The following is a 19,651-nucleotide window of genomic DNA, read 5'->3' on the forward strand; positions in this document are numbered from 1 at the left end:
GAGATGCGCGCACGGGGAATCAACTACGACACCGGCTTCCTGCCCGGGGAGGACGCCTCCCGCGAGAGCTTCACCGAAGCGGCGGTGGCCGAGGACATGGCGGTGATCGCCGGCGAACTGCACTGCGACGCGGTGCGCATATCGGGTGGCGATCCCGAGCGGCTGGGCGTCGCGGCGCGCAACGCCGCCGCGGCCGGCCTGGAGGTGTGGTTCGCGCCGTTCCCGGTGGACCTCACCACCGACGAGCTGCGGCCGTTCTTCGCCGACTGCGCCGAGCGGGCCGAGGCGGTCCGCGCGGACGGCGCCGAGGTGGTGTTCGTCGCCGGGTGCGAGATGAGCGCGTTCTGCGCCGGCTTCATCCCGGGCGACACCTACCGCGACCGGCTCCACGCGATGACCACCGGGGACCGCGACTGGTGGATGTCGCTCGGCCCGGTGCAGCAGCGGCTCAACGACTTCCTGGCGGAGGTCGCGGAGCTGGTGCGCGGGCGGTTCGGCGGCCGGATCAGCTACGCCTCGGGCCCCTGGGAGGGCATCGACTGGCGGCCGTTCGACGTGGTCGGGGTGGACGCCTACCGGGCGGCGTACAACGCCTCGACGTTCCGCGAGGAGCTGCGCGGGCACCTCGCCCACGGCAAGCCGGTCGCGGTGACCGAGTTCGGCACCTGCCCCTACCGGGGCGCCGGCGAACGCGGCGGACTGGCCTGGCAGCCGCCCGCGGACGCGGTCCCGGACGAGGGCGAGCAGGTCCGCTACCTCACCGAACTGCTCGACGTCTTCGAGGAGGAGGGCGTGGACACCGCGCTGTGGTTCACCTTCGCCGGGTACAAGACCCGCAAGGGCGCGGACCTGGCGTCGTACGGCGTGGTGTCGATGCTCGACGAGACGCGCTGGGAGCCGCGGGAGGTGTTCGCCGCCATGGCGGCCCGCTACGCGCGGCCGGAGGCCGGGTCCCGGCGCGACACCCCCTAGCGGCGCTTCCTCGGCTTCTTCGCGGCCGGGTTGCCGGTACGGGCGCCGCGCCGGCGCTCGTACCGCTCGCGGGCCGCCGCGTACTCGGCGCGGTGCAGCTTCTCGCCGGGCGCCTCGACGAGGCTGCGGCAGAAGTACGCGAGCAGCGAGCCGATGAAGCCGATCAGCATCAGGCCCTGTCCGGACCGGTCGGCGGCGCTCTGCGCGGCCGGGTCGGGCCGGCGCGCGAACCCCTCCCAGGTGCGGCGGAAGGCCAGCGCGCTGCAGATGGCGAAGCCGGCGACGACGAGGATGCCGACGAACGGCCCGACGTCGGCGACCTCCAGGCCCTGGAACGCGAAGCGCAGCACGGCCGCGCCCGCAGCGGCGAGCGCCAGCGAGCCCACCGCGACCCCGGCCCGGCGCAGGGCGTAGCCGCCGTCGTGGTGGACCCAGCTCGTCCCGAAGAACCGGATCTCCTCCGGCTCGGGGCCGCCGCGCTCCGGAACGCCGGCTCCGGCGTCGCGGCGCTCCGGGCTCCCGGACGGGGTCTGCTCGTCGCTCATGGCACCGATTATCCCCGGCCGGCCGGAATCCCCGGCGGCCCGGGCCGCCGGGCTGCCCGGCCCCTCAGCTGGTGCAGCGCGGCGCGACCATGCCGCTGCTGCCCGTCCGGACGTACGCGTCGGAGACGTACTGGCCGGGCGCGATGTTGTCCCAGATGTCGGTGGTGCCGCACGGCCCGCTGACCCGCTCGCCGTGCCGCTGGCAGCGGATCTCGATCCACGCGCCCGCCGCCAGCCGGCGGACGATCGCAGAGCTCGTGCTCGGCCCGTTGCGCACGTTGACCTGGTAGCCGGGCGCCACCTGGAAGGTGCGGCTCCCGGCGGCAGCCTCCTGGGCGCCCTGGACGTCCTGCGTACTCATGTGATGTCCCCCGTGTTCCCCCGTGGAGGGCCCGCCGCCGGGCCCGTTGTCAGATGTGCAAGCGGCACGCTAGCAAGCCTCGTTCATCTCGTACGTGCCATCGACTAGGCTCCGCGCGTCGCACCTGCGACCGAATGGCACCGGAAAAACACGGGGGTGGATCCATGCCGTCGCTGCGCGATACCGGGCCCGGCCCGGAAGCGGAGCGTCCGGAATACGCCGGGCAGTACCGCCTGGAGGCGCGCCTCGGCTCCGGCGGCATGGGCGTGGTCCACCTGGCCCGCTCCTCCTCCGGCCTGCTGCTCGCGGTCAAGGTCATCCACGCCGAATTCGCCCAGGACCCGGAATTCCGGGGGCGGTTCCGGCAGGAGGTGGCGGCCGCGCGGCGGGTCAGCGGGGCGTTCACCGCGCCCGTCGTGGACGCCGATCCGGACGCCGAACGCCCGTGGATGGCGACCCTGCACATCCCCGGCCCGACCCTCTCCGACCACGTGAAGCGGAACGGCCCGCTGGCGTCCGACGACGTACGGCGGCTGGCCGCGGGGCTCGCCGAGGCGCTGCGCGACATCCACCGCGCGGGAGTGGTGCACCGCGATCTCAAGCCGGGCAACGTGCTGCTGGCCGCCGACGGCCCGAAAGTCATCGACTTCGGCATCTCGCGCCCCTCGGACAGCGAAATGCGCACCGAGACCGGCAAGTTGATCGGCACCCCGCCGTTCATGGCGCCCGAGCAGTTCCAGCGGCCCCGCGAGGTCGGCCCGGCGGCGGACGTCTTCGCGCTGGGGTCGGTGCTGGTGCACGCCGCGACCGGGCGTGGCCCGTTCGACTCGGAGAGCCCCTACCTCGTCGCGTACCAGGTGGTCCACGACGAGGCCGATCTGGGCGGCGTACCGCAGGAGTTGACGCCGCTGATCGAGGACTGCCTGGCCAAGGACCCGGCGGACCGGCCCACGCCGGACGCGCTGATGACGCGACTGCGCAGGGACGCCCCGGACGCCGGGCCCCTCACGCTGCCGGCCGGCGCGACCGCGGAGATGCCGGGCGGCGCGGCGCCGGGCGCGGTGCGGATACCGGAACAGCGGCAGCCCGTACGGGCCGAGGCCGCCCGGGCCCCCGCCGGAGTTCCCCCCGAGGCCCCGGCCCCCGCCGCGCCCCGCCCCCGCTTCGCGCGCCGCCGGCCCCTGTGGGCCGCGCTCGCCCTCCTGCTCGCGGGCGCCGGCGTCTTCACCGCCGTACAGGTGCTGACGCCCGCCGGCCCCGGCCAGGACCCCGCCCTGCAGACCCGCCCGTCCCGCGCGGCGGCCGGCTTCCATCCGTGGCGCACCACCCTCGTCGAGCGGCCCAAGGGCTACGTCGCCGAAGTCCCGTACTGCACCAGCGGCGACGGCGCCGTGTTCTGCGGCCAGTCCGGCCTGCCCGCCGCCCGGCTCGACCCGGAGACCGGCGAGGTGGTGTGGCGCCGCACGGCCGCCCCGGCCGGCCGGGAAGCCGTCTCCCCGACCCCTCCGGTGCTCTCCGGCGGGCTGCTCTACGTCTTCGCCGCCGACGGCAGACGGCTGCTGGCGCTCGACCCGTCGGCCGGCGGCAAGGGCGCCACCCACTGGAGCAAGGACGTCTCCGGGTACGAGGGCGGCGCCGCCGTCGTCGGCGACCGGGTGCTCCTGACGGCCGCCGACGGCACCGTCACCGCGCTGGACAGCGCCACCCACCGGCAGCGGTGGCGCAAGCGCTTCCCCGGGCACCGGCTGCCGGTGTTCTCCTCGTTCGGGGACCCGCGCACCGCCTACGCCGCCGAGGCCACCGCGGACGGCACCGGCTCGCAGGTCACCGCCGTCGATCCGGCCGACGGCCGGGTCCGCTGGGCACGGCGACTGCCCGGCACGCTCACCCCGGCCGGGACCGGCGCGTCCGGCGCGCTCTACCTCACGTCCACCGACCCGAAGTTGGTGAATTACACCACCGGCGTCGTCCGCTACGACCCGGCCACCGGCCGCACCCGCCGCCTGCCGCTGGCCGCGCCGCTGCAGAACACCTCCGCCGTGGTGCACGGCGAAACGGTCTACCTGCTGGCCGAGGGCGGTGCGCTGCAGGCCGTCGGCGCACGGAAGTGGGACACCGAGACCGCGGTCAGCCGGGGCTCGGCGCCGGTGGTCAGCGGTGACCGGCTGTTCTTCACCGCGGCGGACGGCCGGCTGCTGGCCGTCGACACCCGGTCGGGCGGGCTGCTGGGGCAGACCCGGCCGCAGCTGGCGGCCGACCGCCACAACGGCTTCCTCCAGGCGCTGCCCGCCCCGCGCGTGGACGCCGCGCGGGGCCGGGTCTACGCGGCGGCGCCCAACGGCACGGTGTTCACGGCCCCCACGAAGGACCCCGCCGCCTGGTGAACGCCCGGCGCCCCGCCCTCGTGGCAGGGACAGGCGCACGCTTCCCGCCACACCCCCGGCACCGAGGTGACCTCGGGCCCGGGCGCGCCCTTGTCGCACGCCGCGTGCGTACCGAGGTGGCACGCCGGTGAGATGTACGGGCGCGGCACGTAGCGACGTACCGGGCTGCGGGTGTCCATGAACGGCCCTCCGGCGACGGCGTCACGGGCGTACGGGCTCCTGTGACGCGGGAGACGGCTGTGGTGACGGCGACGGCGCGGGACGGGCACGGGCCGCGGTCCACCCCGGTCGCGGTGCCTGCCGCACGCCGGCAGGACCCGCGCGAGGAGCCGCACGAGCCACCCGGTCACCGCGCCGCCCGCACGAGCACGGCGGTCAGCCGCCGCACCGTCTCCAGGTTGCAGCGCCCCAACTCGACCAGCGGGCGCGGATACGGGCGGGCGCACGACACCGGGTCGACACCCAGCGACGGCAGCACGATGCCGGCCTGCCGGAGTGCGGCGGCCAACTCGTCGCACGCCTCCTGGGCCTCCGTGTCGGGTTCTGTGGTCATTTGGTACCGCTCCCATCTGCCGTTCCGCTGCCTGGCGCGCCGGACGACAACTACCGTGAGTGACCTGGCTGTTACGAGGATGGTCCGGCGTGGGAAGCGATCCCACCGATACGGGCCGTAGTTCCACGCCGGAAACCGGTAGTTCCACACGTTCCACACGTTCCACAGAAGAGGTCGCCATGCCGCCGAGGACAGCCGTCACCGGCCGAAGCCAGGAACCGCGCCGACGCTTCGCGGAGGAGCTGCGATTACTGCGCACCCAGCGCGGGGAGAGCCTGCGCCAGCTCGGCACGGCACTGGGCTGGGACGCGTCCCTCTTCGGAAAGCTGGAGAGCGGCCAGACCCTCGGCAGCCCGGAGGTCGCCGAGGCGCTGGACCAGCACTACGGGACGGCGGGCTTGCTGCTGACGCTGTGGGAACTGGCGGCGGGGGACCCTACGCAGTTCAAGGAGCGGTACCGGCGGTACATGACGCTGGAGGCGGAGGCGGTGAGCTTGTGGCATTACGGGGTGAGCACCGTGCATGGATTGCTCCAGACAGCAAGTTACGCACGAGAGTTGCTGTCTACCGGTGGCCTGCGCGGCGAAGAGCTGACGAAGCAAGTCGACGCACGCATAGGACGCCGAGCTCTCCTGGACAGCGAGGACGCCCCTCGTTTTCGCACGATCCTCTCCGAGGCGGTACTGCGTACGCCATTGGCGGATGCCACGGAGTGGCGAGAGCAGCTTGAATACCTCGTCGACATGGGCGAACGGCCGAACGTGATGGTGCAGATCGTGCGCCACGAAGTCGGTCTTCACGCCCTCTCAAACACCGACACCATGTTTCTGAGGCTCCCCGACGGGCGCACTGCGGCTTGGGTGGAGACTGGCTATTCGGGCGAACTGGTCGAGGAAACGGCAGCGTCCGAGCGACTTCAGCTCAGCTACGATCTGGTCCGTGACGTAGCCCTATCCCCTGCAGAGTCACGGAAGTTCATCTCGCGGATGTTGGAGGAAGTGCCGTGCGAGCCATCGACCTGAGCACCGTCACCTGGCGCAAGTCCAGCCGCAGCAACCAGGACGGCGGAGCCTGCATCGAGGTCTCCGACGACCTCCCCACCCTCGTCCCCGTCCGCGACAGCAAGGACCCGCACGGCCCCGCGCTCGTCTTCCCCGCGGGGGCCTGGTCGGCGTTCGTCACCGCCGTCAAGGCCGACGAGCTGTCCGTGGCCTGACGTCCGGGCGCGGTCCCGCCCAACGGCCCCTGTCGCACGGTGCGATGGGGGCCGATCCCGTAGCGGCACTACTTGGTAACGTCCCCTTCGCACACAGTTACGAGCGAGGGGGAGCTCCTTGTCTGCCAGAATGTCGGTTCAACCCGGAGAGTTACGTGCGTCGGCGCACGCTCAGAGCGGTATCGCCGACGACATCAAGAAATCGTGCGACAAGTCCGTCGCCGACACCGGTACGGCCGCGGGCGCCACCGAGGGATGGTCCGTCGCCTCGGCGCTGCACATGATCAGTGAGACCTGGAAGCCCGCTTTCGACGGTCTGCACAAACGCCTGTTACAGGGCGCCGGAAACCTCCGCGACACCGCCGACAACCATGACTGGAACGAAGACATGGTTGATCAGGACTTCGAGGACTTCAACGGGGACGGTGTGGGCGTGATCGCGTCGGCTCCCGCCTCAGGGAGCGGGCCCGGCTCCACCGTGTACGCCGGATTGCCACGCCCTGCTTCACCCGGTACCGACCCCGCACGCGAGGCCGTCGGCGAGTACCAGCCACCGCCACCCGGTACACCGTCGCCCAACACGGACGACATGCTGCACGCCAAGCCCGCGATGCCCGTCTACGACCCGGGCGAAACCCTCGCGGCACCCCGCCGGGACGCGGCTCCCGTGCGCACCGACGACAACCCCTTTGGATGAGCCGTGGCTACCGACTACGCACGCCTGCTGAAGCAGGACTTCGCGGATCTCACGGCCGCCACCGACTCCTGGCAGCGGGTTTCGCGGGACATGGACAGCGCGTTCGACCAGCACCGTACGAAGGTGACCGGTCCGCTGCACGCCTCTTGGGAAGGGGACGACGCCAAGGCCGCCCTGGCGTTCCTGGAGGACATCGAGATGCGCATCAACGTGGTCCGTACCGAGGCGATGACCATCTCGAAGGCGATCGAGACGGTTCGGTTCCGTATGGAGCAGGCGCAGACGGACTTACGCAACGCGGTACGGAGCGCGGAGTCCGAGGGGTTCGTCGTCGACGACTCCGGCGCGGTGGGAGAAGCCATCTGCGAAGCGGACGAGTCTCCGGACGAGGCGCAGAGCAAGCTGGACCGGATGAGGCACTTCCAGGAGGAGATCGACACCGCGGTCAAGGACGCGCGGAAGGCCAGCGCCGACGGCCACCACGCACTGTCGGAGCTCCGCGGCGAGCTCCTGGACCGCACCAACAAGCACATGGCCGCCGAGGCCGCGGCCGACACCCAGCAGGCCATGAAGGACCTGGGCGTCAAGGGGCCACAGATCCCCAAGGACCCCAAGGACGCGGCTGCCTGGTGGAAGGGTCTCGACGAGGCATCGCGCCAGGAGTACGCCACCATGTACCCGGAGCAGATCGGCAAGACGAACGGCCTTCCCAGCGCTGTCCGTGACGATGCGAACCGGCTCGCGCTGGATCAGCAGCTCAACTACGTCAACGGCAGCGACCAAGGCGTTCCCGGCATTCCGGAACACCGACACAACCTTGAGGTCCTGAAGGCCGAACTGGACAAACGTGACGGCGCACCGGAAAACAAAAAACTCTACCTCCTGGATTTCAACGGTGCCGAGGACGGTAAGGCCGTCATCGCCATGGGGAATCCGGACACCGCTGACAACGTCGGCGTGCAAGTACCCGGCACAGCAACGGACATGAGCTCGACCGGCGGCCAGCTGTCACGGATCGACAAGTTGCAGCGGTCGGCTGAGCGAGCCGACCCGTCGGCGAACACGTCGATGGTCTACTGGCTGGGCTACGACGCTCCTGAAATTCCCAGCGACGAGGCTCCGAACCTCGCCGTCGCCGGCACCACCCGAGCCGACGACGCGGCACCTGACCTGAGGGCTTTCACCCACGGCCTGCGCGCCTCGCACGAAGGGCCGGACCGTGCGCACATGACGGTGCTGGGGCACAGCTACGGCGCCACGGTGGTCGGCGACGCGGATTCCGGCGGCAACGGCCTGGACGCCGACAGCATTTCCGTCGTCGGCAGCCCGGGGGAGACCGTGGGCAGCGCGTCCGATCTCCACGTCGGCGCCAAACATTTCTACACGGGCATCGCCGACGACGACCCCATCAGCCAAGCGCAGGATCTGACGCTCGGCCCCGACCCGAACACCACGGACTTCGGCGGCACCCGGTTCGTCACCGACACCCACGGACACAGCGGCTACTGGGACGACAAGAGCGAAAGCCTTGCCAATCAGGGCCGGATCATTGCCGGTCACGAACCGGAAAAGGCTCCGCCCACGCCCGTCGACCTATAGGAAACCCCTTGGAGAAAAAACACTCCGAGGCGACGATCAAGCTCTTCAGGCGAACCCGCCTGATCGCATTGACCGCCTCGGCCCTCATTTTCACCGGAGCATGTATGTCCTCGCAATCCAGCGATCCCAATAAACCGCTGCCGCGCAAGAGCCGGGAAGATTCACTGACCTGGGCGAAGCACTACATCTCGACCATGGCGCACTACGCCGAGGTCAAGATAGGCAAACGGTTCGGCCCTTTCACGGACTTCGAGGACTGCGTTGGCCAAAACGACGAGGTCGCGCATGACGGCCGGTACACCCTGACGTACACCGCATACGCCGACCTCCCGCAGGAACAGCACATTCCAGCCGTCCGCAAACTCCGGGCCGCCCTCAAGAAGCAGGGGGGTGTGGACGTCTCTTCATACGAGGAACGTCCGCACTCTCACGAGGTCATTCTCGACGGATATCACGAGAAAGAGAATTTTTCTCTCATTGCCGACTCCGTCAAACCCCGCAACACCCTCCGCCTCTCCGTCAGTACCCCCTGCTTCCTGCCCCCCGGGGCCAAACAGCAGAAGTTCTGAGGGCACGCGGCAGGAAACAAGCAGGGAGGCCCCCGTCGCGCGACGGGGGCCTCCCTGCTGTTCTCGGCGCGGGTCAGCCCAGCAGGTTCACGTCCCGCACCGCGCCCTTGTCGGCGCTGGTGGCCATCGCCGCGTAGGCGCGCAGGGCCGCGGAGACCTTGCGTTCGCGGTTCTTGGGGGCGTAGACGCCGCCGAGGGCCTCGCGGCGGGCGGCCAGGTCCTCGTCGCTCACCAGGAGTTCGATGGAGCGGTTCGGGATGTCGATGCGGATGCGGTCGCCGTCCTCGACGAGGGCGATGGTGCCGCCGGCGGCCGCCTCGGGGGAGGCGTGGCCGATGGACAGGCCGGACGTGCCGCCGGAGAAGCGGCCGTCGGTGACCAGCGCGCACGCCTTGCCCAGGCCGCGGCCCTTGAGGAAGGACGTCGGGTAGAGCATCTCCTGCATGCCGGGGCCGCCCTTGGGGCCCTCGTAGCGGATGACGACGACGTCGCCTTCCTTGATCTGCTTGGTGAGGATCTTGTCGACCGCGTCCTCCTGGGACTCGCAGACCACGGCCGGGCCCTCGAACGTCCAGATGGACTCGTCGACGCCGGCGGTCTTCACGACGCAGCCGTCCTCGGCGATGTTGCCCTTGAGGACCGCCAGGCCGCCGTCCTTGGAGTAGGCGTGCTCGACGGAGCGGATGCAGCCGCCCTCGGCGTCCACGTCGAGGGATGCCCAGCGCTCGGACTGGGAGAAGGCGGTGGCGGAGCGCTTGCAGCCGGGGGCGGCGTGCCAGAGTTCGACGGCCTCGGCGGAGGGGGAGCCGCCGCGCACGTCCCAGGTCTTGAGGTGCTCCGCGAGCGAGGTGGAGTGCACGGAGTGCACGTCCTCGTTGAGCAGCCCGCCGCGGTACAGCTCGCCGAGGATGGCGGGGATGCCGCCGGCGCGGTGCACGTCCTCCATGTAGTACGTGCCGCCGGGGGCGACGTTCGGGGCGACCTTGGCCAGGCAGGGGACGCGGCGCGAGACCTCGTTGATGTCCTTGAGGTCGTAGTCCAGCTCGGCCTCCTGCGCGGCGGCGAGCAGGTGGAGGATGGTGTTGGTCGAGCCGCCCATGGCGATGTCGAGGGCCATGGCGTTCTCGAACGCGGCGCGGGTGGCGATGTTGCGCGGCAGGACGGACTCGTCGCCGTCCTCGTAGTACCGCTTGGTGATCTCCACGACCGTGCGGCCGGCGTTCTCGTAGAGCGCCTTGCGGGCGGTGTGGGTGGCGAGCACCGAGCCGTTGCCGGGCAGGGACAGGCCGATGGCCTCGGTCAGGCAGTTCATCGAGTTGGCGGTGAACATGCCGGAACAGGACCCGCAGGTGGGGCAGGCGTTCTCCTCGATGCGGAGGACGTCCTCGTCGGAGACGCTGTCGTTGACCGAGTCGACGATCGCGTTGATCAGGTCCAGCTTGCGGACCGTGCCGTCGACGAGGGTGGCCTGGCCGGCCTCCATCGGGCCGCCGGAGACGAAGACCACCGGGATGTTCAGCCGCATCGCGGCCATCAGCATGCCGGGGGTGATCTTGTCGCAGTTGGAGATGCAGATCAGCGCGTCGGCGCAGTGCGCCTCGACCATGTACTCCACCGAGTCCGCGATCAGGTCGCGGGACGGCAGGGAGTAGAGCATGCCGCCGTGGCCCATCGCGATGCCGTCGTCGACCGCGATGGTGTTGAACTCGCGGGGAACGGCGCCGGCGGCCCGGATGGCGTCGGAGACGATCCGGCCGACCGGGGCGAGGTGGGTGTGTCCGGGCACGAACTCGGTGAAGGAGTTGGCGACCGCGACGATCGGCTTACCGATGTCCTCGCTCGCTACGCCCGAGGCCCGCATAAGGGCGCGGGCGCCCGCCATGTTGCGGCCATGGGTAACGGTGCGGGACCTCAGATCGGGCACGATGGTCACTCCCTCGGGAATCGTCCGTACGACCGCCGGGCTCCGGGAGTCCGGGCCGGGGCGGCCCGTCGCCCACCGGGCGGCGTCATAGAGCAGCTGAGGCCGAGGTTACGCTCTTGATCCAAGATCCGGACACCGGCGCCGGAATGTGAGACGGCTGCCCGCAGTGCGGACAGCGTGGGCGGTTCCCGCCCGGGGCGTCACGGCTGGGTCAGATAGCGCTGAAGTGCCGGCGCGACCATCGCGATGATCTCCTCCACCTCCGCGGAGGCGAGCGGATCCATCTTGATCACGTAACGCAGCACGGCGATCCCGATGAGGTGCCCGGCGGCCAGCTGCGCCCGGAACTCCGGGTCGGGGACGGTCAGTTCGCCCGCCACCCGCTGCAGCATCCGGCGCGCGACGAGGCCGCGCAGCACCCCTGCCGCGGTGTCGTTGGTCAGCGCCGACCGCATGATCGCCAGCAGCGGCTGCCGGGTGACCGGGTTCTCCCAGACGCCGAACATGAACCGTGCCATCCGCTCGCCCACGTCGGCGCCGCCGCCCGCGAGGGTCTCGGGCATGGTCAGCGCCGGCGCGAAGGACAGCTCGATGGCCGCGCCGAAGACCTGCTCCTTGGTGCCGAAGTAGTGGTGGACCAGCGCCGCGTCCACCCCGGCCGCCTTGGCGATACCGCGGACGGACGTCCGGTCGTAGCCGCGCTCGGCGAACTCCGTACGGGCCGCGGCCAGGATGCGCTCCCGGGCGCCGGGGCCGGGCTCGGCGGCGCGGGCAGGGCGGCCCCGGCGGCGTGCGGACCCGGCGGGCTGCTGCCGCCTGCCGCCCTCCGCGGCCGCGTCCCCGCCGTCGGTCACGACCCGGGAACCCGGGTCGGCGAGGCCAGGTGCAGCCGGGTGTAGGCGAGCGCCTCGGCGAGGTCGGCCTCGCGTTCGGCGGCGGACATCGCCCGCCGGGTGTTGACCTCGACGACCACGTGCCCGTCGAAGCCGCTCGCGGCCAGCCCCTCCAGCACCTCGGCACAGGGCTGGCTGCCGCGCCCGGGCACCAGGTGCTCGTCCTTGGCGGAGCCGTTGCCGTCGGCGAGGTGGACGTGCGCCAGCCGGTCGCCCATCCGCGTCACCATCTCCAGCGCGTCGTTGCGCGCGGTGGCGGTGTGCGAGAGGTCGACGGTGAAGTGCCGGTAGTCGTCGTTGGTCGGGTCCCAGTCCGGCGCGTACGCCAGCATCTCGCGGTCCCGGTAGCGCCACGGGTACATGTTCTCGACGGCGAACCGGACGTCCGTCTCGCCCTCCATGCGCCACACCCCGCGGACGAATTCCCGGGCGTAGCTGCGCTGCCACCGGAACGGCGGGTGCACGACCACGGTCGAGGCGCCCAGCTTCTCGGCGGCCTTGCGGGCGCGCTGCAGCTTGACCCACGGGTCGGTGGACCAGACCCGCTGCGTGATCAGCAGACACGGCGCGTGGACCGCGAGGACCGGCACACCGTGGTAGTCGGAGAGCCGGCGCAGCGCCTCGATGTCCTGGCTGACCGGATCGGTCCACACCATGACCTCGACGCCGTCGTAGCCCAGGCGCGCGGCGATCTCGAAGGCCGTCGCCGTCGACTCCGGATAGACCGAAGCCGTGGACAGCGCGACCTTCGCATCCGGAATGCGCACCACTGGCTCTGTCACGAGGGACAGCGTACGGGCCGGAACTGTGGACGGGGCAGGAGGTCCCGGCAGCCGCGGCCCGCCGTCCCGGGCCTCCACCCGCCTCCTCACAAGCCATGGGGGCCAAGGGCCAGGCGTTACGGGTGCGGCGCCACGCCCCGGCGGACGTGACGAGTCTCACGCGGGGCGGGAACGCCCACGCCCGCGCCGACCGCCCCTACGGCAGGTGGTCCAGCCGCCGCAGGATCACGCCCTCGCGCAGCGCCCACGGGCAGATGTCCAGCGTCTCGACCCCGAACAGGTCCATCGCCGCCTCGGCGACCAGCGCCCCGGCCAGCAGCTGCCGCGCCCGCCCCTCGGACACGCCGGGCAGCTCCCCCCGCTCCCCCGCGGACATCCCGGCGAGCCGCGGCACCCACTCCTCCAGCTTCTTGCGGGTCAGCTCCCGCTGGACGTAGAGGCCCTCGGCGGAGCGCGCGGCGCCGGCGATCCGGGCCAGCTGCTTGAAGGTCTTCGACGTGCCGACGACGTGGTCGGGGGCGCCGTAGCGGCGGAACTCGCTCACCACCTTGGCGATCTCGGCCCGCACCCGGCGCCGCACCGTCCGCACGTCCTCCGGGTCCGGCGGGTCGCCCGGCAGGTCGCCCGCGGTCAGCCGGCCGGCGCCCAGCGGCAGCGAGACCGCCACGTCCGGGTCCTCGTCCAGGCCGTACGCGATCTCCAGCGAGCCGCCGCCGATGTCCAGGACGAGCAGCCGGCCGGAGGACCAGCCCAGCCAGCGGCGGGCCGCCAGGAACGTGAGCCGCGCCTCGTCCTCCCCGGACAGGACCTGCAGCTCCACGCCGGTCTCCAGGGAGACCCGGCGCAGCACCTCCTCGCCGTTGGACGCCTCCCGCACCGCCGACGTGGCGAACGGCAGCACGCTCTCGACACCCTTGTCCTCGGCCACCTGGAGCGCCTCCAGGACGGTGGCCACCAGCCGCTCCACCCCGTGGTCGCTTATGGCGCCGTCCTCGTCGAGGAGTTCGGCCAGGCGCAGATCCGCCTTGTGCGAATAGGCGGGCAGCGGGCGCGCGCCCGGGTGCGCGTCCACCACCAGCAGATGGACCGTATTCGAACCCACATCGAGGACACCGAGTCTCATACGGGGAAACCTACTGCGCGTCCCCCACCGCCCCTGCGCCCCGGTCCCCCCACGGCGTCCCCCGGGTCGGCAGCGCGCGACGGCCGTCGCCCGGCCCCGCCGGACGGTCCGGCCGCCGGCACACCCGCACCGGGCGAAATCTGGGTAATTGTGCAATTGCTCAAGGTCCCGCGGCGCCCCGTACTCTGGGTCTCGTGGCAAAGACGAAAAAGGCGAAGCACGAAAAAGCGCTCAATAAGGACGGGAAGCGGCGCGCCCGGCAGGCCGAGGGGGCGCCGCCCCCGGCCGACGAGGTCGGACTCGACTTCGCCCGCGCCTGGGTCACCTTCCCCGACCCGGCCGACGACGAGCAGCTCTTCCGTTGCGACCTGACCTGGCTGACCTCCCGCTGGACCTGCATCTTCGGCAGCGGCTGCCAGGGCATCCAGGCCGGCCGGGCGGACGACGGCTGCTGCACGCTCGGCGCCCACTTCTCCGACGAGGACGACGAGAAGCGGGTGGCGAGCCATGTGGCGCGGCTGACGCCCGACCTCTGGCAGTTCCACGACGTGGGCACGGAGACCGGCTGGACCGAGGAGGACGAGGACGGCGAGCGGCAGACCCGCCGCTGGCAGGGCTCCTGCATCTTCCAGAACCGCCCCGGCTTCCCGGCCGGCGCGGGCTGCTCGCTGCACATCCTCGCGCTGCGCGAGGGCCGCGAGCCGCTGGAGACCAAGCCGGACGTCTGCTGGCAGCTGCCGGTCCGGCGCACCTACGACTGGATCGACCGACCCGACGACACCCAGGTGCTGCAGATCACGATCGGCGAGTACGACCGCCGGGGCTGGGGCCCGGGCGGCCACGACCTGCACTGGTGGTGCACCTCCGCGACCTCCGCGCACGGCGCCGGCGAGCCGGTGTACGTCTCGTACAAGCCGGAGCTGACCGAGCTGATGGGCAAGAAGGGCTACGCCCGGCTCGCCGAGCTGTGCGAGGAGCGGCTGGCGGCGACCCTGCCGATGGCCCCGCACCCGGCGGACCCGCCGCGGCCCGCCGAGCAGCCGAAGCCGGCCAAGCAGAAGTAGCCGGGGCGGCCCGCGCCTGGTCGCCCCTCAGCGCGCCGGGCGCCGACCGTTCTCGCGTGATTCCCTCTCAGCGCGCCGGGCGCCGGTGGTTCTCCCGTTGGTCCCCTCTCAGCGCGCCGGGCGCCGGTGGGTCTCGCGTTGGTCCCCTCTCAGCGCGCCGGGCGCCGGTGGCTCCCGCGTCGTCACTTTTCAGCGCGCCGGGCGCGTCGTGTTCGACGGGGTCTCGGTCGAGGGCGGGGCCGGGGTGGTCGCCGTGGGGCTCGGGGTCGGGTTCGTGGGCGTCGGCGTCGGCGTGGGGGTCGGGTCCGACGGGCTCGGCGGACGCGTCGGCGTCGGGCGCGTGGGTGACGGAACCGGGTGGTGCGGCGCCGGACGGTGCGGACCGGGCGCGGGGCCGGGCGCGCCGTAACCGTCCAGCGTGACGGCGGTGCCCCCGGGCTCGATGGCGATCCGGGCCCGCCAGTGGCCGGTCGGCTCCCGGTCGTGGTCGACGTAGACCGTGATCGTCGTGGACTCCCCCGGCTGCAGCGCGCCCGCCGTATGGCTCATCTGGAGCCAGTCCGCACCCGACACCGCCGTCCAGCGCACCGCCTTCCCGCCCGAGGCGCTGATCGTGATGACCGTCGTCCCGCCGCTCGGCTGCGCGGCGACCGTCAGCCGGCCCGGGCCCTTCTCCGCCAGGGCGGTGCTCTCCCCCGGCCGCAGCGGAGTGCCGTCCGCGCTGATCACCTCCACCGACACGTCGGGTGTCCCGTCACCGGCCCGGAAACCGGGCGCGGGCGTCGTCCGGGCATTGCCGGCGTTCTCGTACCGGCGGCCGCCGAGCCGCGCGTCGGCCGGCGAGTCGTTGACCGCCACCGACGCGGAGCCGTCCGCCGTCTCCCCCGTCGCGGGAGCCTGCCGGTAGGCCGCCCACAGGGCCAGCACCGGCGCCGCGACGACCGTGGCGACCACGGTCGTGGTCAGCGCCCGGGCCCGCAGCCTGCGGCGACGGGCCGCCCGGTCCGTGGGCGCGCCCACGGGGAAACCGCTGCGGTCGTAGCGAGGAGAACCGTTTGCTCCACCCGTCCGGCCACCGCCGCGCCCCGCGCCGGGCACGCCCTCCGCGCGCCCCGAACGCGACCGCCGGGCCGCCCCCAGCGCACCGAGGACCGCGTCCCGGTCCACGGCCACCAGCGGCAGGGCACCCCGGGCCGCCGGCGCGGTGCCCGGCCACGTCCCCGGCACGGTGGCGCGCTCGGCGGCCCGCCGGCACCCGGCACAGTCGTCGACGTGGCGCACCAGCTCCCGGCTCAGCGCCGCGCCCAGCAGCAGCTGACTGTCACCCGCCAGCTGCGCCACCTCGCGGCAGCGGCCGGACTCGACCACGGCCAGCGCCGCCCGGGTCCGCTCGACCTCGCACGACGCGGTGGCCAGCAGCGCCCGGGTGGCGATCGGGTCCGCGCCGAGCACCGCCGCCACCTCGTCCGCGGACAGCCGGTGCCGCACCGAGAGTTCCAGCGCCTCCCGCTGCTCGGGGGTGGTCCCGGCGGCCTCCGGCCAGGCCAGCGCGGCCAGTTCCCGCTGCCGCCGCTCGGCGTCCCGGACGGGCCGGCCGCCCGCCGCCCGCTTGCCGTCCGGCCGGCCGATGTCCTGGCCGGCCCGCTCGGTGAGCCGGCGCAGACAGGCCCAGCGGGCCAGGGCGTAGAACCAGGAGCGGTGCCGCGCCGGGTCCGCGGGGCACCGGGCGTGGTGCCGCTCGGCGAGCGCCAGCACCTCGCCGAGCACCGCCGTCGCCGCGTCGTGGTCGCACAGCACCGACAGGCAGTAGGTGAACAGGCCGTCCAGATACGGCTCGTAGCCGTCGTCGTGGTCGCCCGCGGCGCCCGGATCGGGCCGCTCGACGGACCGCGAACGGCTCCGGCGGCGGTCGTCGCCGCGCGACCGGTGTGCGCCGGTGGAGTGCCTGGGGTGCTCGGGCCTGCTGCTCATCACCCGGGCGACGGTAGGCGGATGATGCAGCCAGCCCTGCTCGCCTTGCACACTTTTAACCCTTACGGGTGACCATCTCCCTCAAAAGGGGACACGAACCGCCTCTTCACTGGACGGGCACGCGCCGCGTGCGCCACCCGGCCGGAGCAACCCGGGGCGTTGTCGGACCCCGCCGCTACGGTGACCCCATGGCAACTCGTAAATCGCCGGGCAAGGAGCGCCCCTCGTACCGCTGCACGGAGTGCGGCTGGACCACCGCGAAGTGGCTCGGCCGCTGCCCCGAGTGCCAGGCGTGGGGCACGGTCGAGGAGTTCGGCGGCACCCCCGCCGTGCGCACGACCGCCCCCGGCCGGGTCACGACGGCCGCGCTGCCCATCGGCCAGGTCGACGGCCGCCAGGCCACCGCCCGCTCCACCGGCGTCGACGAACTCGACCGGGTCCTCGGCGGCGGACTCGTCCCCGGCGCCGTCGTCCTCCTCGCCGGCGAACCCGGCGTCGGCAAGTCCACCCTCCTCCTGGACGCCGCCGCCAAGTCCGCCTCCGCCGCCCACCCCACCCTCTACGTGACCGGTGAGGAGTCCGCGAGCCAGGTACGACTGCGCGCCGACCGCATCGGCGCCCTCGACGACCACCTCTACCTGGCCGCCGAGACCGACCTGTCCGCCGTCCTCGGCCACCTCGACACCGTCAAGCCGTCGCTGCTCGTCCTGGACTCCGTACAGACCGTCGCCTCACCCGAGATCGAGGGCGCACCCGGCGGCATGGCCCAGGTCCGCGAGGTGGCCGGCGCCCTCATCCGGGCCTCCAAGGAACGCGGCATGTCCACGCTCCTGGTGGGCCACGTCACCAAGGACGGCGCCATCGCCGGCCCCCGCCTGCTGGAACACCTCGTCGACGTCGTCCTGCACTTCGAGGGCGACCGGCACGCCCGCCTCCGCCTGGTCCGCGGCGTCAAGAACCGCTACGGCACCACCGACGAGGTCGGCTGCTTCGAACTCCACGACGAAGGCATCACCGGCCTCGCCGACCCCTCCGGCCTCTTCCTGACCCGCCGCGCCGAACCGGTGCCCGGCACCTGCCTCACCGTCACCCTGGAAGGCCGCCGCCCCCTCGTCGCCGAGGTGCAGGCCCTGACCGTCGACTCCCAGATCCCCTCCCCCCGGCGCACGACCTCCGGCCTGGAGACCTCCCGGGTGTCGATGATGCTCGCCGTCCTGGAGCAGCGCGGCCGGATCAGCGCCCTGGGCAAACGCGACATCTACAGCGCCACGGTCGGCGGCGTGAAGCTGACCGAACCGGCCGCCGACCTCGCCGTCGCCCTCGCCCTGGCCAGCGCCGCCAGCGACACTCCCCTCCCCAAGAACCTGGTCGCCATCGGCGAGGTGGGCCTCGCGGGCGAGGTCAGACGCGTCACCGGCGTCCAGCGCCGGCTGTCCGAAGCCGCCCGGCTCGGCTTCACCCACGCCCTGGTCCCCACCGACCCCGGCAAGATCCCCGAGGGAATGCGGGTGCTTGAGGTCGCCGACGTCGGGCAGGCACTGAGCGTCCTGCCCAAGCGAGTGCGCCGGGAGGCCCCACAGGAAGAGGGCGCGCGCCGGTAGACTTTGCCCTGGTCTCGCCCGTCACCGCGCAATTGCCTGTCGGCCACGTACGCTCCCCTGGTACGTCAACCACAGCAGGGCCGGGCGGCCTGCGGACCGAGCGACCTGGCAACGGAGGAGCGCAGTGGCAGTCAACGACCGGGCATCGACTTCCGGTAGGTCGGGCGGGAACCCCGGAACCGAGAGCCTGATGCGCGCCTCGCTGAGCGCCGTCGCGCCCGGTACCGCGCTGCGCGACGGCCTGGAGCGCATCCTCCGCGGCAACACCGGCGGACTGATCGTCCTCGGCTTCGACAAGACCGTCGAGTCCATGTGTACCGGCGGCTTCGTCCTCGACGTGGAATTCACCGCCACCCGCCTGCGCGAACTGTGCAAGCTCGACGGCGCCCTCGTCCTCGACAAGGACATCACCAAGATCCTCCGGGCCGGCGTCCAGCTCGTCCCCGACGCCTCCATCCCCACCGAGGAGACCGGCACCCGCCACCGCACCGCGCAGCGCGTCTCCATCCAGGCCGGCTTCCCGGTCGTCTCCGTCAGCCAGTCCATGCGGCTGATCGCCCTCTACGTCGACGGCGAACGCCGCGTCCTGGAGGAGTCCGCCGCGATCCTCTCCCGCGCCAACCAGGCACTGGCCACCCTGGAGCGCTACAAGCTCCGCCTGGACGAGGTCGCCGGCACCCTCTCCGCCCTGGAGATCGAGGACCTGGTCACGGTCCGCGACGTCACCGCGGTCGCCCAGCGCCTGGAGATGGTCCGCCGGATCGCCACCGAGATCGCCGAGTACGTCGTCGAACTCGGCACCGACGGCCGACTGCTCACCCTCCAGCTCGAAGAGCTGATCGCCGGGGTGGAGCCCGAGCGCGAACTGGTCGTACGCGACTACGTCCCCGAGCCGACCGCCAAGCGCTCCCGCACGGTCGCCGAAGCGCTCGCCGAGCTGGACGCCCTCAGCCACACCGAACTCCTCGAACTCCCCACCGTCGCCCGCGCCCTGGGCTACAGCGGCGCCCCCGAGACCCTGGACTCCGCGGTCTCCCCCCGCGGCTTCCGCCTGCTGGCCAAGGTCCCCCGCCTCCCCGGCACGGTCATCGACCGCCTCGTCGACCACTTCGGCGGCCTGCAGAAGCTGCTCGCCGCCAGCGTCGACGACCTCCAGGCGGTCGACGGCGTGGGCGAGGCCCGCGCCCGCTCCGTACGCGAAGGTCTCTCCCGCCTGGCGGAATCGTCGATCCTGGAACGGTACGTATAGCCGGTCGCGGACGGCACCGCGACGTGTAGACGGCACCGCGACGTGTAGACGTATAGACGTATAGACGTAGAGCCGGTCGCGGACGCACCGCGCGGGGATGCTCGCGCGAGCCGGCCCTCGTACGAGCCGGCCCTCGCGCGACGCAGCC

The 19,651-nt window shown here is 72.5% G+C and carries 18 protein-coding genes; 10 read left to right on the forward strand and 8 right to left on the reverse strand.

The genetic code is table 11. The annotated features are described in order from the left end of the window. Positions 1 to 3 precede the first annotated feature (3 nt). Positions 4 to 972: a hypothetical protein gene (locus SL103_RS33080; RefSeq protein WP_069572619.1), complete on the forward strand. Its 969-nt coding sequence runs from the start codon at positions 4 to 6 to the stop codon at positions 970 to 972. Here SL103_RS33080 and SL103_RS33085 read toward each other — a convergent pair. Beyond that, positions 969 to 1,517, reverse strand: a complete 549-nt coding sequence (locus SL103_RS33085; protein WP_069572620.1) for a hypothetical protein — start codon at positions 1,515 to 1,517, stop codon at positions 969 to 971. The genes SL103_RS33080 and SL103_RS33085 overlap by 4 nt on opposite strands. Positions 1,518 to 1,581: 64 nt before the next feature. Further along, a complete protein-coding gene (locus SL103_RS33090) occupies positions 1,582 to 1,878 on the reverse strand; it encodes a peptidase (protein WP_069572621.1) in 297 nt (98 codons plus the stop codon). Between the two features lie 164 nt (positions 1,879 to 2,042). Here SL103_RS33090 and SL103_RS33095 point away from each other — a divergent pair, with 164 nt between their 5' ends. Next, positions 2,043 to 4,262: a protein kinase domain-containing protein gene (locus tag SL103_RS33095; RefSeq protein WP_069572622.1), complete on the forward strand. Its 2,220-nt coding sequence runs from the start codon at positions 2,043 to 2,045 to the stop codon at positions 4,260 to 4,262. Between the two features lie 346 nt (positions 4,263 to 4,608). On the opposite strand, the gene SL103_RS33100 is transcribed toward SL103_RS33095, so the two are convergent. Continuing rightward, a complete protein-coding gene (locus SL103_RS33100; protein ID WP_069572623.1) occupies positions 4,609 to 4,815 on the reverse strand; it encodes a hypothetical protein in 207 nt (68 codons plus the stop codon). A 179-nt stretch (positions 4,816 to 4,994) separates the two neighbouring features. On the opposite strand from SL103_RS33100, the gene SL103_RS33105 reads away from it, so the two are divergent. The 5 genes from SL103_RS33105 to SL103_RS33125 all read left to right on the forward strand — a co-directional run bounded on the left by SL103_RS33105 (position 4,995) and on the right by SL103_RS33125 (position 8,896). Next, on the forward strand, positions 4,995 to 5,837 hold the full coding sequence (locus SL103_RS33105; protein WP_069572624.1) for a helix-turn-helix domain-containing protein: 843 nt from the start codon (positions 4,995 to 4,997) through the stop codon (positions 5,835 to 5,837). After that, positions 5,819 to 6,031: a DUF397 domain-containing protein gene (locus SL103_RS33110; RefSeq protein WP_069572625.1), complete on the forward strand. Its 213-nt coding sequence runs from the start codon at positions 5,819 to 5,821 to the stop codon at positions 6,029 to 6,031. Before SL103_RS33105 ends, SL103_RS33110 begins: the two co-directional genes overlap by 19 nt. 130 nt (positions 6,032 to 6,161) lie before the next feature. Further along, positions 6,162 to 6,728 (forward strand): hypothetical protein, encoded by a 567-nt coding sequence (locus tag SL103_RS33115; RefSeq protein WP_069572626.1) that lies wholly within the window; start codon positions 6,162 to 6,164, stop codon positions 6,726 to 6,728. Between the two features lie 3 nt (positions 6,729 to 6,731). Continuing rightward, complete coding sequence (locus SL103_RS33120; RefSeq protein WP_069572627.1) at positions 6,732 to 8,327, forward strand: alpha/beta hydrolase; 1,596 nt, start codon at positions 6,732 to 6,734, stop codon at positions 8,325 to 8,327. Between the two features lie 8 nt (positions 8,328 to 8,335). Next, positions 8,336 to 8,896: a hypothetical protein gene (locus tag SL103_RS33125; RefSeq protein WP_069572628.1), complete on the forward strand. Its 561-nt coding sequence runs from the start codon at positions 8,336 to 8,338 to the stop codon at positions 8,894 to 8,896. A gap of 73 nt (positions 8,897 to 8,969) precedes the next feature. On the opposite strand, the gene ilvD is transcribed toward SL103_RS33125, so the two are convergent. The 4 genes from ilvD to SL103_RS33145 form a co-directional block, all read right to left on the reverse strand. Further along, on the reverse strand, positions 8,970 to 10,820 hold the full coding sequence (ilvD, locus tag SL103_RS33130; RefSeq protein ID WP_069574337.1) for a dihydroxy-acid dehydratase: 1,851 nt from the start codon (positions 10,818 to 10,820) through the stop codon (positions 8,970 to 8,972). 200 nt (positions 10,821 to 11,020) lie between these two features. Further along, positions 11,021 to 11,674 carry a TetR family transcriptional regulator gene (locus SL103_RS33135; protein WP_069572629.1) on the reverse strand — a complete coding sequence of 218 codons (654 nt, stop codon included), beginning with the start codon at positions 11,672 to 11,674 and terminating at the stop codon, positions 11,021 to 11,023. Further along, positions 11,671 to 12,495: a sugar phosphate isomerase/epimerase family protein gene (locus SL103_RS33140; RefSeq protein ID WP_164492926.1), complete on the reverse strand. Its 825-nt coding sequence runs from the start codon at positions 12,493 to 12,495 to the stop codon at positions 11,671 to 11,673. The genes SL103_RS33135 and SL103_RS33140 overlap by 4 nt, the downstream gene beginning before the upstream one ends. Before the next feature lie 196 nt (positions 12,496 to 12,691). Beyond that, complete coding sequence (locus tag SL103_RS33145) at positions 12,692 to 13,618, reverse strand: Ppx/GppA phosphatase family protein (protein ID WP_069572631.1); 927 nt, start codon at positions 13,616 to 13,618, stop codon at positions 12,692 to 12,694. Positions 13,619 to 13,812: 194 nt separating this feature from the next. Here SL103_RS33145 and SL103_RS33150 point away from each other — a divergent pair, with 194 nt between their 5' ends. Then, a complete protein-coding gene (locus tag SL103_RS33150) occupies positions 13,813 to 14,682 on the forward strand; it encodes a hypothetical protein (protein ID WP_069572633.1) in 870 nt (289 codons plus the stop codon). A 189-nt stretch (positions 14,683 to 14,871) separates the two neighbouring features. Here SL103_RS33150 and SL103_RS33155 read toward each other — a convergent pair whose 3' ends face one another. Beyond that, positions 14,872 to 16,653 (reverse strand): BACON domain-containing protein, encoded by a 1,782-nt coding sequence (locus tag SL103_RS33155; RefSeq protein ID WP_069574338.1) that lies wholly within the window; start codon positions 16,651 to 16,653, stop codon positions 14,872 to 14,874. 188 nt (positions 16,654 to 16,841) lie between these two features. Between SL103_RS33155 and radA the strand changes: the two genes are divergently transcribed. Next, the gene (gene radA, locus SL103_RS33160) at positions 16,842 to 18,254 is read left to right on the forward strand and encodes a DNA repair protein RadA (protein WP_069572634.1); all 1,413 of its coding nucleotides are present in this window, start codon (positions 16,842 to 16,844) and stop codon (positions 18,252 to 18,254) included. Positions 18,255 to 18,378: 124 nt separating this feature from the next. Then, the gene (disA, locus tag SL103_RS33165; RefSeq protein ID WP_069572635.1) at positions 18,379 to 19,503 is read left to right on the forward strand and encodes a DNA integrity scanning diadenylate cyclase DisA; all 1,125 of its coding nucleotides are present in this window, start codon (positions 18,379 to 18,381) and stop codon (positions 19,501 to 19,503) included. Positions 19,504 to 19,651: the final 148 nt, after the last annotated feature.

The organism is Streptomyces lydicus (assembly GCF_001729485.1).
Taxonomy (GTDB): Bacteria; Actinomycetota; Actinomycetes; order Streptomycetales; family Streptomycetaceae; genus Streptomyces; species Streptomyces lydicus_D.

Excerpts from the sequence above, each read along its gene's own strand:
- SL103_RS33145 (WP_069572631.1), bottom strand. The coding sequence starts at position 13,618 with ATGAGACTCGGTGTCCTCGATGTGGGTTCGAATACGGTCCATCTGCTG.
- SL103_RS33085 (WP_069572620.1), bottom strand. The coding sequence starts at position 1,517 with ATGAGCGACGAGCAGACCCCGTCCGGGAGCCCGGAGCGCCGCGACGCC.
- radA (WP_069572634.1), top strand. The coding sequence starts at position 16,842 with ATGGCAACTCGTAAATCGCCGGGCAAGGAGCGCCCCTCGTACCGCTGC.
- SL103_RS33105 (WP_069572624.1), top strand. The coding sequence starts at position 4,995 with ATGCCGCCGAGGACAGCCGTCACCGGCCGAAGCCAGGAACCGCGCCGA.
- SL103_RS33115 (WP_069572626.1), top strand. The coding sequence starts at position 6,162 with ATGTCGGTTCAACCCGGAGAGTTACGTGCGTCGGCGCACGCTCAGAGC.
- SL103_RS33090 (WP_069572621.1), bottom strand. The coding sequence starts at position 1,878 with ATGAGTACGCAGGACGTCCAGGGCGCCCAGGAGGCTGCCGCCGGGAGC.
- SL103_RS33095 (WP_069572622.1), top strand. The coding sequence starts at position 2,043 with ATGCCGTCGCTGCGCGATACCGGGCCCGGCCCGGAAGCGGAGCGTCCG.
- SL103_RS33100 (WP_069572623.1), bottom strand. The coding sequence starts at position 4,815 with ATGACCACAGAACCCGACACGGAGGCCCAGGAGGCGTGCGACGAGTTG.
- SL103_RS33080 (WP_069572619.1), top strand. The coding sequence starts at position 4 with ATGCGCGCACGGGGAATCAACTACGACACCGGCTTCCTGCCCGGGGAG.
- SL103_RS33155 (WP_069574338.1), bottom strand. The coding sequence starts at position 16,653 with ATGAGCAGCAGGCCCGAGCACCCCAGGCACTCCACCGGCGCACACCGG.